This is a genomic window from Nonomuraea gerenzanensis (assembly GCF_020215645.1).
Taxonomy (GTDB): Bacteria; Actinomycetota; Actinomycetes; order Streptosporangiales; family Streptosporangiaceae; genus Nonomuraea; species Nonomuraea gerenzanensis.
The window spans coordinates 8,684,453-8,699,208 of sequence record NZ_CP084058.1 but is presented as its reverse complement, the minus strand read 5'-3'; the positions used below and the strand labels follow the sequence as shown (position 1 = coordinate 8,699,208).

The 14,756-nt window shown below is 73.1% G+C and carries 11 protein-coding genes; 4 read left to right on the top strand and 7 right to left on the bottom strand.

Annotation, left to right across the window (positions count from 1 at the left end; genetic code table 11):
• The first annotated feature begins 6 nt into the window (after positions 1-6).
• Positions 7-1,320: a sensor histidine kinase gene (locus LCN96_RS40400; protein ID WP_225267682.1), complete on the top strand. Its 1,314-nt coding sequence runs from the start codon at positions 7-9 to the stop codon at positions 1,318-1,320.
• Here the strand turns inward: LCN96_RS40400 and LCN96_RS40395 are convergent.
• Positions 1,216-4,260 (bottom strand): NACHT domain-containing protein, encoded by a 3,045-nt coding sequence (locus LCN96_RS40395; RefSeq protein ID WP_225267681.1) that lies wholly within the window; start codon positions 4,258-4,260, stop codon positions 1,216-1,218. The genes LCN96_RS40400 and LCN96_RS40395 overlap by 105 nt on opposite strands.
• Positions 4,261-4,403: 143 nt before the next feature.
• Positions 4,404-5,519 carry a ferritin-like domain-containing protein gene (locus tag LCN96_RS40390; RefSeq protein WP_225267680.1) on the bottom strand — a complete coding sequence of 372 codons (1,116 nt, stop codon included), beginning with the start codon at positions 5,517-5,519 and terminating at the stop codon, positions 4,404-4,406.
• Between the two features lie 86 nt (positions 5,520-5,605).
• On the opposite strand from LCN96_RS40390, the gene LCN96_RS40385 reads away from it, so the two are divergent.
• A complete protein-coding gene (locus LCN96_RS40385) occupies positions 5,606-6,253 on the top strand; it encodes a TetR/AcrR family transcriptional regulator (RefSeq protein ID WP_225267679.1) in 648 nt (215 codons plus the stop codon).
• Positions 6,254-6,281: 28 nt separating this feature from the next.
• Here LCN96_RS40385 and LCN96_RS40380 read toward each other — a convergent pair whose 3' ends face one another.
• Together LCN96_RS40380 and LCN96_RS40375 are read right to left on the bottom strand one after the other, a co-directional pair.
• Entirely contained in the window at positions 6,282-6,761 is a 480-nt protein-coding gene (locus tag LCN96_RS40380) for an aggregation-promoting factor C-terminal-like domain-containing protein (RefSeq protein ID WP_225267678.1), read from the bottom strand.
• A gap of 337 nt (positions 6,762-7,098) precedes the next feature.
• A complete protein-coding gene (locus LCN96_RS40375; RefSeq protein ID WP_225267677.1) occupies positions 7,099-7,488 on the bottom strand; it encodes an aggregation-promoting factor C-terminal-like domain-containing protein in 390 nt (129 codons plus the stop codon).
• Between the two features lie 188 nt (positions 7,489-7,676).
• Between LCN96_RS40375 and LCN96_RS40370 the strand changes: the two genes are divergently transcribed.
• The gene (locus tag LCN96_RS40370; RefSeq protein WP_225267676.1) at positions 7,677-8,162 is read left to right on the top strand and encodes a glutathione peroxidase; all 486 of its coding nucleotides are present in this window, start codon (positions 7,677-7,679) and stop codon (positions 8,160-8,162) included.
• A 65-nt stretch (positions 8,163-8,227) separates the two neighbouring features.
• Here LCN96_RS40370 and LCN96_RS40365 read toward each other — a convergent pair whose 3' ends face one another.
• Complete coding sequence (locus tag LCN96_RS40365; RefSeq protein ID WP_225267675.1) at positions 8,228-9,112, bottom strand: alpha/beta fold hydrolase; 885 nt, start codon at positions 9,110-9,112, stop codon at positions 8,228-8,230.
• Positions 9,113-9,114: 2 nt separating this feature from the next.
• Positions 9,115-12,453: a helix-turn-helix transcriptional regulator gene (locus tag LCN96_RS56915; RefSeq protein WP_263657381.1), complete on the bottom strand. Its 3,339-nt coding sequence runs from the start codon at positions 12,451-12,453 to the stop codon at positions 9,115-9,117.
• Positions 12,454-12,552: 99 nt separating this feature from the next.
• Between LCN96_RS56915 and LCN96_RS40350 the strand changes: the two genes are divergently transcribed.
• The gene (locus LCN96_RS40350; protein ID WP_225267674.1) at positions 12,553-13,707 is read left to right on the top strand and encodes a M29 family metallopeptidase; all 1,155 of its coding nucleotides are present in this window, start codon (positions 12,553-12,555) and stop codon (positions 13,705-13,707) included.
• Here the strand turns inward: LCN96_RS40350 and LCN96_RS40345 are convergent.
• Positions 13,676-14,746, bottom strand: coding sequence for a LacI family DNA-binding transcriptional regulator (locus tag LCN96_RS40345; protein ID WP_225267673.1), 1,071 nt, complete (start codon positions 14,744-14,746; stop codon positions 13,676-13,678). The two genes, LCN96_RS40350 and LCN96_RS40345, sit on opposite strands and share 32 nt — an antisense overlap.
• Positions 14,747-14,756 lie beyond the last annotated feature (10 nt).

The window sequence follows — 14,756 nt, the reverse complement described above, 5'->3', positions numbered from 1 at the left end:
GGACGTATGGTGCACGGCCGCTCCATCAGGGCCCGGGCGACGATCGCGACGGTGGTCTCGTTCGGCATCGTCATCATGGGCGGGGTGACGGCGATCTCGGCCATGTACCCGGTGCGGGCCAGGGCCGAGCTCGTGGAGCAGGCCGACGAGGCCAGCCGCCGGATCACCACGCTGGTCGACAGGCAACGCTTCGCCGGGTCCATCCCGCCCCAGGACAACGTCAGCATGCTCCAGGTCGTGGACGCCAACGGCCAGGTCGTGGCGGCCAGCGCCCCCCTCACCGGCCGGCCGCCGCTCACCTCCGCCCGCCCCACCGGCGGCGACTCACGCGTCAGCGACCGGGTGTGCCGGCCGTGGGGCTGCATGGTCGTGGTCGGCACCAGCAACCGCGCCACCGCCTACGGGCCCGTCGTGGCCTACGCCGCCGTGCGCGAGCCGTTCCTGCTGCACTCGACCTTCCTGCCCGCCGTCCTGTACGGGTCCGCCGCCACGCTGGTGGCGCTGCTGGGCTGGGCCGCCTGGTTCGGGGTCGGCCGGGTGCTGGCTCCCGTGGAACGGATCCGCCTGGGCCTGGAACGCATCAACGCCGAGGACCTCAGCCGGCGGGTCGAGGTGCCCTGCAGCGGGGACGAGGTGGCCGGGCTCGCCGAGACGGTGAACGACACGCTGCAGCGGCTGGAGGACGCCGTCGAACGGCACCGCCGGTTCGTCTCCGACGCCTCGCACGAGCTGCGCTCACCCATCGCGGGGCTGCTGGTACGGCTGGAGGCCGGGATCGACGAGCGGACGGAGGCGGACTGGCGGGCGGCCATGGACGACGCCCAGCGGCTGTCGGACATCGTCGGGGATCTGCTGCTGATGGCCCGCCTCGACGCGGGCGTGGAGATCGGCACGGACCGGATCGATCTGGGGCAGCTGGTGGAGCAGGAGGTGGCCAGGCGGGCCGCCCGGCTGCCGGTGACGCTGGACGTGGAGCCGGGGGTGTGCGTGGAGGGCAGCAGGCTGCGGCTCGCCAGGATCCTGACGAACCTGCTGTCCAACGCCGACCGGTACGGGAACACGGCGGTGTGGGTGTCGGTGTGGCGGGCGGAGGACCAGGCCGTGCTGGAGGTGGCCGACGACGGGCCGGGGATCCCCGAGGAGAAGCGGGACCTGGTGTTCGAGCGGTTCACCCGGCTGGACCGCACGCGCTCGCGCGACACCGGAGGCACCGGGCTAGGGCTGCCGATCGCTAGGGACATCGCCAGGGCGCACGGAGGGGATCTGACGATCGGCGAGGGGCCGCGGACCCGGATGGTCCTCACCCTGCCGTGCCAGTAGCGCCGCCACCTTGTCACCATCCACGTCCGGGCGTCGCGCCAGGCCGCGGAGTATCCGGGTGACCCGATCGCCGCCGGCCGTCTCCACCAGGGACAGCACCTCGTCACCCGGCATCAGGGGCGCGTGCTGTTCGAGCTGTCCGAGCACCCGTTCCAGGTACGCCCGGCTCGGCGCCCCCTCCAGGGCGCGGCGGAAGAGCTCCGGCTCGGGCCGCTCGCTCAGCAGGACCGCCAGCAGGTCCGCGACGGGGCTGCGCGGATGGGCGGACAGGTCCGTGTCGATCTCCGTCAGGTAGGGGAGCAGGTTCGCGAAGAGGTGGCCGAGCGTGGTGTCGTCGCGGAAGGAGATCTCACGCATCCAGATCAGGTCACCGGCCCGCAACCTGGCGGGGTTCACGGTGGGGCTGCCTGGCCAGGTGAAGAAGACCAGGTCGCGGGAGTCGAAGAGTGGGTCCCGGTCGAAGGCGACCTGGAACGTCCTGGTCTCGCCCTGCAGGGAGTGCCGGACCCGGAGCGTATGGATGAGCGAGTCCCACTCGGCCCTGCCGAGCTGGGAGTGCCAGAGGCGGGCGATCCTGCGCCACCGCTCGTTCGCGTGCTCCGGCTGCTCGACGCGGAACAGCTCCGTGCCCGCGAGCGGCTCGTCCGCCGCCAGCACGGCGAGCAGCAGCAGGTTGGCGCTGTGGACGGCGCACAGGGCCGTCAGCTCCGCCCGTACCGGCTGGTAGGCGTCGTAGGGGGAGCCCGGCCTGGCCAGGAGCGACTCGGAGAACAGCTCGCACAGATGCCTCCTCAGCAGCAGGCGCTCCCCGTGCGGGACCGTACGGCGCAGGCCGTGCCGGAGGAAGTCCACGACGGGGGCGCGGACGGTGAGCGCCGCGAACGACAGCAGCGCGCGCAGATAGGCGTCGTCCGGCCGGACGGGGCGGCGGCGGGACACGGCGGAGGCCAGGTCCCCGGCCGTGTCGGCCAGCTCCCTGACGAGCAGGCGGGCCACCAGGTACTCGCCGAAGGTGGCGTGCAGGAACTCGTAGGTCTTGAGCCGCTGCTCGTCGCGCAGGGCCTGGGAGGTGTGGACGAAGAAGAAGCCGCCGATGACGCCCTCCGCCCGGCTCACGGCCCGGCGGAACCCCTCCGACTGCTGCGTCTCCTGGGGCAGCAGCGCTCGCAGGTCGGCGTCCAGGTCGGGCTCGGCGATCCACTGCAGGCCCCGGTTGAACATCGCGAACGCCGTGATCGACAGGTGCAGCAGCTCGTCCTCCACGGCCCGCGCCAGGTCCTCCTCCGCCAGGCCGGGACGGGTCTTGCCCACCTCCCGCACGGCGAAGTCGTGCAGCAGCCGCTCGTACAGCTCGGCCTCGTGCAGGTCCTCGGGCAGGTCGCGCAGGGCGTTGGCGTCGGCGTCGTAGAGCGCCAGCATGAGCAGCAGCAGGGGCTGCTCGGCCATCTTGCGGACGGCCAGCACCTTGTCCACGGGCAGGGGCGCCAGCCCGCGTTCACGGAAGTAGCCGTCGTTGCTGCGGTTCCAGCTGGTGATCCACCGGCGGATCCGGTGGTCGTCGAAGGGCTCCAGCCGGATGACGAACGTCTTGTCCGGCAGGCGGGCCCGGTCCGCGACGGCGGTCCTGGAGGTGACGACGACGGCCAGCGGCCGGCCCTTCTCCGCCTGGTCGCGCTGGAACCGCGCGACCCGCTCCAGGTAGTCGGTCTGGTTCACGCCGGTCGCCTGGAGCAGCTCGTCGAAGCCGTCCAGCATGACGACGGGGAGCGCGCCGCCGGTGCCGGCCGCGAACTCCGGCCAGGACATCGGCTCGTCCAGCGCGGCCCTGATGCCGTGCTCGATCTGGGCGAGCACGGCGCCGTCGGCGGGCACGCCGCGCAACTCGACCCTGAGCGGCAGGAACTCGGAGGCGGGCAGCCGGGCCGCGAGCACCCGCGTCAGCACGGACTTGCCCGCGCCCGGCTGGCCGAGCACCAGCAGGGGCGACTCGGTGGCCTGCGGCAGCGTGAGATGACCGGCCAGGAAGGTGTCCAGGTTGCTGTGACAGGGCAGCTTGTCCCAGACGTCGTCCGAGGTGACCAGGTGGCGCCAGGCCGACACGAGCAGGCGGTAGGCCGGGCTGACGTAGCCCTCCTCCAGCGGCGGGATCACGCCGTTCGGCGTGCGCGGGGCGCTCACGATCGGGCGCCTGAGCGTGGCCCTGTTCGCCCGCACCAGCGCCGCCAGCCGGTCGGACGGGGTACGGGCCGCGGGCATCCTGGCGACCTGGTCCCAGACCCCGGCCAGCCCGTCGGCCAGGCTCTTGATCTCGTTCCTGGTGGCCTGGTGATCGACCCGGTCGGACCAGGAGGCCACTTCGGGGAAGTCCGCGACCAGCCGGTGGAACAGCTCCTCGTAGCGGCGGACCGCCCGCGCGGGGAGTCCCTCGGCCAGCCGGGCCCGGGTGGTCTCGTCCCAGGTGTCCCAGCGGCGCAGCCCCGCCAGGAAGGCGACCAGCAGGCGGGTCTGCGCCTCGTAGTGGCCCCTCAGCTCGTCGAGCAGCCGCTCGAACGGCAGGGCGGGGCCCGGCATCGGCGCCTGCAGGCCGGCGAGCCGGCCCCCGAGGCCCTCCGTCCCGGTGATCCGGCGCTGGTCCTCCGGGGTGAGCTCGCGCAGCACGTCCACCTCGCCCAGCGCGTCGAGGAAGGCGGTGACCACGATGACCGCGTGCGCCGCCGTCAGCCGCTGCGTCGTGTCGTACCTGCTCAGGCCCTTGACCTTGGCGCGCAGCCCGCGCAGGAACGCGTCCCCCAGCCGCACGGCCTCGGCGCGGGCGTCGAAGAGGTCGATCCCGCCCACCCCGAACAGCACCAGGGACGAGGCCTTGTCCAGGACGCCCGAGACGGCGGTCGGCCCGCCCAGCAGGGCGACGGCGTCGCGATAGGTGATGATCTGCCGCACGCACTCAAGTCTGCCGAAAACGAGCGGAAGCGCGGGCCCCGTTACACACACCGGCGGGCATGCCCGGCTTCTTCACCGTCCTCTGCCTGCCCCTGGCCCGCCACCACGGGATCCCCGCCCGCGCCCGGTACGGCTTCGCCGGCCTAGGAGTCGGCGCCGAGCGCGATGGTGTCGGCCACCTCGGCGTGCCGCGACGCCTCCTCCGCGGCGAAGCGCTCCGCGTCGATCCGGTCGGCGATCTCCTCGTCCTGCCGCATCAGCGCGTCCAGCGACTGCCCCGCCATCTCCAGCACGCCCATCTCCGCGTACGCCTGCCGCAGCCGCGGGCTCCACAGCCCGATGTCCTTGACGCACGGCACGATCCGGCTGAACAGCAGCGACCGGAACGCCCGCAGGTAGTCGGAGCGGTCGGTCGCCTCCATGGCCTCCTCCACCTCGGCCTTCGACAGGCCCAGGTACTCCCACGTCTCCCTGCCGCGCAGCCGGTCGCGCATGAGGTAGCAGCCCTCGATGACGAAGTCCTCGCGCTCGCGCAGCTCGGCCTCCGACAGGCCGCGGTAGTAGTCGCGCAGCGCCATCCGGCCGAAGGCGACGTGCCTGGCCTCGTCCTGCATCACGTACGACAGGATCTGCTTGGGCAGCGGCTTGGTGGTGATGTCACGCATCACGCCGAACGCCGCCAGCGCCAGCCCCTCGATGAGCACCTGCATGCCAAGGTAGGGCATGTCCCAGCGGGAGTCGCTCAGCGTGCTGTCGAGCAGCGACTTGAGGTGCTCGTTGATCGGGTAGGCCAGGCCCACCTTCTCCTGGAGGAAGCGGGCGTAGGTCTCGGCGTGGCGGGCCTCGTCCATGGTCTGGGTGGCGGCGTAGAACTTGGAGTCCAGGTCGGGCACCGACTCCACGATCTTGGCCGAGCAGATCATCGCGCCCTGCTCGCCGTGCAGGAACTGGGAGAACTGCCAGGCCGCGCCGTGCAACCGGACGTCGTTGCGCGTCTTGGGGCTCATCCGCTCCCAGAGCGGGGTGCCGTGGATGGCGATGGTCTGGTCAGGGACGCCGAGCACGTCGTACGGGTCCACCTCCAGGTCCCAGTCGATGCGCTTGGCCGAGTCCCACTGCTTGTCCTTGCCCTTCTGGTAGAGGGCCAGCATGCGGTCGCGGCCGTCGTCGTACTCCCAGGTGAAACGGCTCACGCCGGCCATCTCGACGTTCCACGTGGAGAGCCCGGCGGGGATGGTGTAGAGATCGTGGGTCGACATGGGACCTCCGATGGGGGGCCTACGTACACCGTACGTCCGTGCTCCGAGCCTGCGCCCGCGCCGCGCGCCCGTCAATAGAATGAGCTATGAGCTCCGAGCCCCTCTCCCGGGCACGCATCGTCGCCGCGGCCATCGACCTCATCGAGCGGGAGGGCGCCGACGCGATCTCCATGCGCCGCATCGCGGCCGAGCTGGGGGTGGGCGTCATGTCGCTCTACAACCACGTGCCCGGCAAGGACGCCCTGCTCAACGGGGTGGCCGAGTCGGTGCTGAGCCAGATCGAGTTCACCGACGACCCCGACGCGCACTGGACCGACCGGGTGCGCATGCAGGCCAGGGCGTTCCGGCAGATCGCCCACCACTACCCGCGCTCCACCATGCTCGTCGTCAGCCGGCAGCTGCACTCGGCCGCCGGGCTGCTGCCCGTCGAGCGGGCGCTGGCCACGCTGCGCAGCGCCGGGTTCGACGGGGCCGACGCGGTGCGGATGTTGCGGATGTTCATCGCCTACATCGTGGGCTCGCTGCTGCGCGAGGTCGGGGTGACGCCGACGTTCGCGCCGGTGCAGACCAGGACGATCAGGGCCGACGGCGTGGATCCGGCGCTGTTCCCCGAGGTCAGCTCGCTGGCGCCGCTGCTCGACGAGTGCGACCACGAGGCGGAGTTCGAGTTCGGCCTCGAGCTGCTGATCAAGGCGATCGAGGCGTACGCGGGGCGTCGGGAGGGCACCCGGTAGAGCCGCTGCGGGTGCCCTCCTGAGCCGGCTAGTACCAGTTGTGTGATTTCCAGTGCCCCCAGGCGCCGCAAGGCCTGCCGTACCTCCCCTTGATGTAGGCCAGACCCCAGCGGATCTGGGTCTCCGGGTTGGACTTCCAGTCCCGGCCTGCGCCGCTCATCTTGCCTGCCGGAAGGGCCTGCGGGATGCCGTACGCGCCGGAGGAGTGGTTGAGCGCCCGGTGGTTCCAGTTGCTCTCCCTGGTCCACAGGTTGTCCAGGCAGCGGAACTCCTGGAAGTTCCAGGCCCGCTGCACGACGTGGTCCAGGGCGATCTTCTTGTTCCTGCTGGCGGGCCTGACGGCCGCCATCTTCGGTTGCGCCGACGTGGTCCAGATCCCGGTCCTGATCGGCTGTTTGGAGTCGGGCGATGCCGCCCTTGCGCTGGCTGTGGTGCTGAGTGCGGCGCTCAGTGCGGTGAACGCGGTGATGGAGACGAGCGTGCCGCTGAGTACGCGTTTGCTGTCCAAGGCGATCCTTGCTGTCGGGTCGCGTGCGGACGGGCGCCCTGCGCGGGCGCCCCGCCGTCCGCGTCCGTGGCTCGGACGCAGAGAGTCCGCGCGGCCCTCCGGGACGCATCTTGCCTCCGCCCGGTCGTGCTGGGCGGCCCGGAGGGCACCGCGACGTGTCCTCTAGCACGATTCCTATTACGCGTCGTCACGCCGGGTCATACACCCAGACACGCGAAGGACAGGTGTTTGTGCGACCGTTGCGGATAAAGGGGCTGCTCGCAGGGCCGGTTTTGCCCGGTCCGCCGCCCGAATGGGCGGGCCTTGCCGCAAACAGCGAGCAACTCTGGGGTTTGGCTCAGTACCAACCGTGGGATTGGAAGTGCCCCCAGGCGCGACACGGCGTACCGTACCGCTGCTTGATGTAACCGAGCCCCCACCTGATCTGGGTGCGGGGGTTGGTCCGCCAGTCACGTCCTGACGTGGCCATCTTGTGGCCGGGCAGCGCCTGCGGGATGCCGTAGGCGCCGGAGCCGTTGCCGGCGCGGTGGTTCCATCCGCTCTCGCGGTGCCAGAGCTTCACCAGGCATCTGAACTGCGCGTTGTCCCAGCCGCGCGCGGCCACCATGGCCTTGGCGATGGCTTTGTTCCTGGTCTGGGAGCTCTGCGCCTGTGCGGCCGGGGCGCCGCCCGCCGCCACCAGGGTGGCGGTGAGGAGCAGGACGCCGGTACGGCGGAGCATGGGCATGCGGGTTCCCTTTCGAGGGGTTTCGTGGACCGCGCCACCCTGCCTGATCGGCTCCCTTTACAACCACTTGACGAAGGAAATGTAGATCGTCAGTAAAGATCTCGATATATACCTTTTCTTGCGGGTTTGTCCGAAAAATGAGGACTGCGTCACATTTTCGCCCTGACTCGTTCTGTAGGGTCAGAATCATGAGCCTCAGCGACATCCCGCTTCGCACCCTGACGAACGACCCGACCACGCTGGCCGACCTGACGGCGGGCAAGCCCGCCCTCATCGTCAACGTGGCCTCCCGATGCGGGCTCACCCCGCAGTACACCGGCCTGGTCAAGCTCCAGCAGGAGTACGGCCCGCGCGGCCTCACGGTGATCGGCATGCCGTGCAACCAGTTCGGCGGCCAGGAGCCCGGCACCGCCGCGGAGATCCAGCACTTCTGCTCCACCACCTACGGCGTGGACTTCCCGCTCCTGGCGAAGGCCGAGGTCAACGGCCCCGGGCGGCATCCCCTGTACGAGGAGCTCACCCGGACGCCGGATGAGCAGGGTGAGGCCGGTGACGTGCAGTGGAACTTCGAGAAGTTCCTGGTGGACGGCGAGGGCCGGGTCGTCGCCCGGTTCCGGCCTCGCACCGCTCCGGAGGACCCGGAGATCATCTCGGCGATCGAGCGGCTGCTCTAGCCGTCCGCGTCCGGCGCCCGCGTCCAGGCGTTCACATGCGGACGTCGGCGTCCTGGCCTGCGCGGCTAGCCGTTCGTCGTGGAGGTGTGCGCCAGGACGGCCCGCGCCAGCTCCTCGTGCACCTCGGGCGGCAGCGTGTGCCCCATGCCCTCGATCATCAGCAGCCGCGCGCCCGGGATCCGCTCGGCGATGAGCGCGCCGTGGCCGGGCTTGCACGGCTCGTGGGTGCCCTCGATGACCAGGGTGGGCGCCTTGACCCGGTCCAGCACGCCCACCGGCTCGAAGTCCGGCCGGGCCGCCGCGGCCAGGCGGTGGTTCGCCACGGCGTCCAGGTCGCGCGCCCGGTCGTAGATGCGCTCCTGGAGGCGGCGGGCGGCGTCCTCGTCGAACGGCAGCGCCGTGCCGTGCAGCAGGCGCTGCTCGGCGATCATCGTCTCGATCCGCTCACGCCTGCTCGCCGCCGGTGGCGCCGCCATCAGCTCCCGGTAGAACGCCACGAACTCCGGCATCGGCTCCGGCAGGCTGCCCTCCGGCTGCGGCTGGCCCATCAGCGCCCGCATGATCACCATGCCCTCACCGCCGCCGAGCGGCGAGGAGCCGATGACGGTGAGCGTACGCACCCGCTCCGGCCGCTCCACCGCGATCAGCTGCCCGAGCAGCCCGCCCGCCGAATGGCACACCAGGTGCGCGCTCTCCAGCCCGTGCGCGTCCATCACCCGCAGCACGTCGTCCTTGATGTCCTCCCAGGTGTACGGCTCCTGCTCGAAGTCCACGGTGCGGGAGCGGCCCGTGTCGCGGTGGTCGTACCGGATCACCCGGCGGCCTCCGGCGGTCAGCCTGCCCACGAACTCGTCCGGCCACAGGATGCCCTGCGACATCGAACCCATGATCAGCAGAATCGGCTCGTCGGCGGTGTTGCCGAACTCTTCGCTCCAGATGTCGTTTTGCATGCTCACAGCATGGCCTGTGGGGGTGGGGGTGCCTTCCGTAGAACTACTAGGCGCGCCAGTTCGGTACGGGTGCCGATGCCGAGCTTCGGGTAGATCTTGTAGAGGTGGTACTCGACCGTGCGGGGGCTGAGGAAGAGCTGGGCGGCGATCTCCTTGCTGGACAGGCCGTCGGCTACCAGCCCGGCTATGCGCAGCTCCTGCGGGGTGAGCGCCTCCAGCCCAGGACCGTGAACCAGCTCGCCGCCCGCACCCGCGCCGCCTGCCGTCGCGCGGCCCTCACCGCCTGGGCCCAAGCCTGCGCCGCCCGCGCCGCGTGGGCCCAAGCCTGCGCCGCCCACCCCCTCGGCGGTGCGGCTCGTGCCGACGCCGTCCGCGCCTTCGCCGCTCGTGTCCCTGCCGTGCCTGCCCGCAGCGCCCGTGCCGTGCGTGCCCGTGCCCGCGCGGCCCACGCCCGTGCCCGCGTCACCCCTGCCCGTGCCGCGCTCGCCTGCCGCGCTCACGTCCACGCCGCCGCTCCTGGCGCTCACGGGCACCGGGGTCTCGCCCGCCGCGCGCAGCTCGCCGTGGGCGCGCCGCGCCCATGGCCAGGCTCCCGCCCGCTGGAACGTCTCCAGCGCCGCCCGCAGGTGCGCACGGGCCTGGCCGGGGCGGTGCGACCGGCGTAGCCGCTCGCCCAGCAGCAGCGCGGTCCTGGCCGCCTCGAACGGGTTCGCGTGCAGCCGCAGTGCCTCCTCGAAACCCTCGTGGCCCTCCGTGACCTGGGCCCGGCACCGGGCCAGCAGTGCCCGCGCCTCGGGGGTGGCCGCGTGCGTGGACCACCGCTCGTACGCCGCCAGCGCCGCCCCGGCGGCCTCCCGGTCGCCCGCCCCGACGGCGGCCTCGATCCGGTCCGGCGTCGAGCGCCACACGATCGTCGGATGCCCCGCGCCCGGCCCGGCAGCCGCGAGCGCCGTGAAGCGGTCGTGGGCGGCGGCGAACCGGCCCATCCCCAGGTCCAGCATGGCCAGCGCGTACGCCGCCACGCCCGCGCGCAGGCCCACGCGGTGGGGGAGCGCGATGGCCAGCGCCTCCTGGGCCAGGCGGCGGCACTCGTCCTCCTCGCCGCGCAGCGCGGCCAGGACCGCGAGGTTGGCCAGGTGCGCGGCCACCGTGTTGGTGTAGCCGGCCTCCCCGGCCAGCTCCAGGCCCTCCTCCGAGACGGCCTGGCTCTCCGCCAGCCGGCCGGCGACGCGGTCGGCGGTGGCCACGAACTCCAGGACCACGGGGAGCTGGCCGACCATGCCCGACATCCTGGCGACCCGGCCCGCCCGCGCCGCCAGCTCGGCTGACAGGTCGGCCTCGCCCAGGTAACTGGCCGCGGCCGTCGCCCACAGGAATTCGGCTGCCTCCGACAACTCGCCGGTCCTTGCCAGCGCCCGCCGCAGAAGGGCGTGCGCGGCGCCGTGGGGGTGGGCCTGGCCGGATGCCGTGCCGCCGCGTGAGTGTGCGTTGCTGACCGGCGGGTGTGCATGCCCGTGAGGGGCGCTGCCGGGTGGGTGTGCATGCCTGTGAGGGGCGCTGCCGGGTGGGTGTGCCTGTCCTTGCAGGACGTCAGGGGCGGTGGCGGAGGGGTGCGATGCACGTGGCTCGGCGTGCGGGGGGCCGAAGGTGCCGCCGGCGAGGGTCAGGCCGATGCCGGTCAGGACGTCCCGTAGGAAACCCTCAGGGTGGGACGCCGCGCGTCGGCCGATCTCGACGATGGCCGCGACGTCGCCCGCGTACGAGGCCGCCTCCGCCGCGTCGGCCAGCATGTCGAGGCTGTCACCCGCCGCCAGGATCCGCACGGCCTCGACGGCGCTGCCGGAGTTCAGCTCGAACCGGCCGCGCAACTGGGCCAGCTCCATCCCCAGCACCGCATCACCCCCCGCGTGCTCCCTGGCCTCCGCCAGCAGGGACTCCGCCTGCCCCGGACGCCCGCCCAGCCAGGCGGCCACCGCGGCGTCCTTGAGCCGGGCGGCCCGCGCCGCCGGATCGGGGGTCAGCTCGGCGGCCCTGGTCAGGGCGGTGGCGGCGGCGCCGTAACCGCCCCGGTCGCGGGCCCGTGCGGCGGTCTCGGCGAGCGCGGCGGCGACGGACTCGTCCTGGCCCAGCGCCGCCGCCGCCAGGTGCCAGGCGCGGCGGTCGCCTTCCGCCTCCCCGGCCAGCACCCGGTGCGCCTCGCGGCGGTCCGCCGGGGACGCGGCCTCGTGCACGGCCGAGCGGATGAGCGGGTGGCGGAACCGTACGGACGTGCCCTCGATCCGCGCCAGCCCGGTCGCCTCCAGCGCGTGCAGCGCCTCCCGGCCCGCGCCCATCCGGCCGGCGGCGCGCAGCACCGCGTCGAGGTCGCCCTCGACGGCCGCCAGCAGGGCCACCAGCCGGGCTTCCCCGGGCAGGGCCGCCACCTGCTCGCCGAACAGGTGTGTCCCGCCGGGGAGCGGGTCGGGCAGCGGCTCACGTCCGGCGAGCTGCTCGGCGCTCAGCCTCCGTACGGTCTCGCGCAGGGCCAGGGGGTTGCCGCCGGTCAGCGTCACCAGGGCACGCTTCACGGCAGGCGCCATCGCGCCGGCTAGAGGAGGGGAAGGCGCCATGCCGGCCTGGGCGGGGTCGCCCGCCGAGGGGACGAAATCGGCCTGGGCGGGGTCGCCCGCTGAGGGGACGAGGTCCACCTGGGCGGAGGTGCCCGGCGCGGGTGCCGAGTCCGCTCGTGCGGCGCCGTCCCCGGCCCAGAGCGAGGGCCGTGAGACGGCCGCGTCCAGGAGCGCGGTGGCCGCCGGCTCCGGCAGCCCGCCGATCGCCAGTGACGGCACGCCCTTGACCGGCGGCGCGTCCCCCCGCACCGCCAGCAACATCGCGACCCGCTCCGTCCCCAGCCGCCGCGCGGTGAACAGCAGCGCGTCCGCCGAGGCCCGATCCACCCACTGGAAGTCGTCCACCACGCACACCAGCCCCTCGGCCGCACCGGCCTCGGCCAGCAGCGACAGCACGCCCGCCGCCAGCAGGAACCGATCGCCGGACGCGTCCCCGCCCAGCCCGAGCACCCCGCGCACGGCGTCGCGCTGCGGCTCGGGCAGCGCGTCCAGCAGCCCGGCCGCCGGCCGCAGGAGCTGGTGCAGGGCGGCGAAGGCGAGGTCCGACTCGGCCTCGGCGCCGGTGGTGCGCAGCACCCGCATGTCCCCGCCCCGGGAGGCCGCCAGGTCCAGCAGGGCCGTCTTGCCCACGCCCGCCTCGCCGCGCAGCACCAGCGCGGAGCCCGCGCCGGAGCGGGCCCGGGAGATCACGTCCTCGATGGCGGCGATCTCCGCCGATCTTCCGAACAGCACAAACGTCCACTGTAGGGCCGGGACGAATGCCGCACGAACGGTACACAACCGACCACGCTGGGTATCGACTGCCCGTAGAACGTGAGAAGGAGCCAGGAAATGACGACCAATCCGTACGCGGCCTCGCCCTTCAGCTACGTCGCCGAGCCGGCCGCGGCCCCGTACGCGATCGTCGAGCTGATGCCCGGCGTGCACAACCTGTGCGAGTACGTCCGGCTGGCCGCGGGCGAACGCGTGCTGCTGATCATGGAGCACACCGTGGACCCGGTCGTCGTCCAGGCCATCGCCGCGGCGGCGGCGCTGCGCGACGCGGACGTGCGCATCCTGTCGGTGCCGTCGTTCAGCGCGGGCGGGTGGGACGGTGAGGCGCCGCTGCCGATCGAGACGGCGGCCTTCCGCGAGGCGGACGTGGTGATCAGCGGCACGTGGTGGGGCGAGGTGCACACGAAGCCGCTGTTCTTCGACCAGATCAGAGCCCGCTCGGCCCGCTTCCTGTCCCTGCACATGACGGCCACCGCCGGCGCGCTGCTGACCGGCGCGCGGCTGCCCGCCGAGGTCTTCCACGCGCTGGTGGCCGCGGCGCTGCGCCGGCTCGGCGGCGCCGCCTCGATCAGGGTGACCTCGGCGCGCGGCACGGATCTGACGTTCTCCGGCGTCACCTTCGAGGACGCCGGCCCGGACGGCCTGCGGCCCGGCGACTGGCGGCCCTTCCCGTACGGCGGCGTGAACTGCTGGCCGACCGGCACGGAAGGCGTGCTCGTCGTCGAGGACAGCACGGTCACCGGCGTGCCGGAGGAGCCGCTGCGCATCACGCTGGAGGGCAACCTGGTGCGCAAGATCGAGGGCGGGAGTGCCGCCGCGCAGCTGCGCCGTTACGCGCCCGGCGGCTACTACATGCGCCACGCCCTGTTCGGGCTGAACCCGAAGGTCCGCGTGGCGGGCGGCACGCAGTTCGAGCGGGAGAAGCACGCCGGAGCCTTCTACTGCGGCCTCGACGGGCTGACCGACGGCGTGCCGGTCACCACGGGGCCGGGTTACGCGCACTGCGACTGCCAGGTGGACCGGCCGACCGTGGTCGTGGACGGGGAGACGTTCGTGGAGCGGGGGCGGCTGCTGCTGCTCGACGAGCCGGAGATCAGGCAGGTGGCGGCGCGGTTCGGCCCGCCGGAGGTGATCCTCGACGACAACCCCGTGATGATCCTGCCCCGCCGCTACACGGGGCTCACCGGTGCGGGCCGCAGCTTCCCCGGATGATCAGCTCGGTGGGCAGCACGACGGAGCGGGCCCTGCGGCCGCCCGAGCGCAGCACCAGCTCGGCCGCGCGGTAGCCCATGTCGCGACCCGGCTGGGCGACCACCGTCAGGGGCGGCGAGCACAGCTCGGCCCAGGGCACGTCGTCGTACATGACCAGCGACACGTCGCGCGGCACCCGCAGGTCCAGCTCCCTGGCGGCCAGCACCGCGGCCTCGCCCAGCACGTTCCCCCCGGCGACCACCGCCGACAGGTCGGGACGGCTCTGGAACAGGCCGGAGGCGGCGGCGTAGGCCGAGTCACGGCTGCCCGTGCCGAACACGACCAGCTCCTCGTCCACCGGCGCTCCCACCGCCTCCCTGAACGCCGCCACCCGCCGGTCGTGGCCGGGGCCGCCGAGGAAGGCGATGCGCCTGTGGCCCAGGCCGCGCAGGTAGCGGACCGCCGTACGGATGCCCGCCCGGTCGTCGGCCAGCACGGCGGGCACCTCCGGCGGGCGGCTGAAAGCGGGCTGGGGGGCGGCGAGGCCGTCCAGGAGCATGAGGTCGCCGACGGCCGCGGCGGCCGGGTCCTCCTCCTCGGGGGCCGGCGGGGCGGGCAGGCGGTCGGCGAAGACCACCGTCATGCCCGCGCGGATGGCCGGCGCCCAGGTGTCCTCCTCGCCCGAGGGGACCGCGATGAGGCGGTCGACGCTCTGCTCCAGGAGCATGCCGATCAGCTCGGCCTCCTGCTCGGGGTCGCCGGCCGTGGAGCCGAGCATGACCGGCTCGCCGGCCGAGCGGGCGCAGGCGAGCACGCCCTCGGCGAGCTGGGCGTAGAAGGTGTCGGTCAGGTCGGGGACGAGCAGGCCCATGCCGCCCGTGCGGCGCTGGCGCAGGTTGCGGCCCAGCGCGCTGGGGCGGTAGTCGAGCTGCGCGGCGACGGCCAGGACGCGCTCCCTGGTCTGCGGGCTGGCCGAGCCGCCCGACAGCACCCGGGAGACGGTGGCGACGCCCACGCCGGCTGCCTCGGCCACATCCTTGATCGTCGCCCGCTTGTCCATGGAAACGATT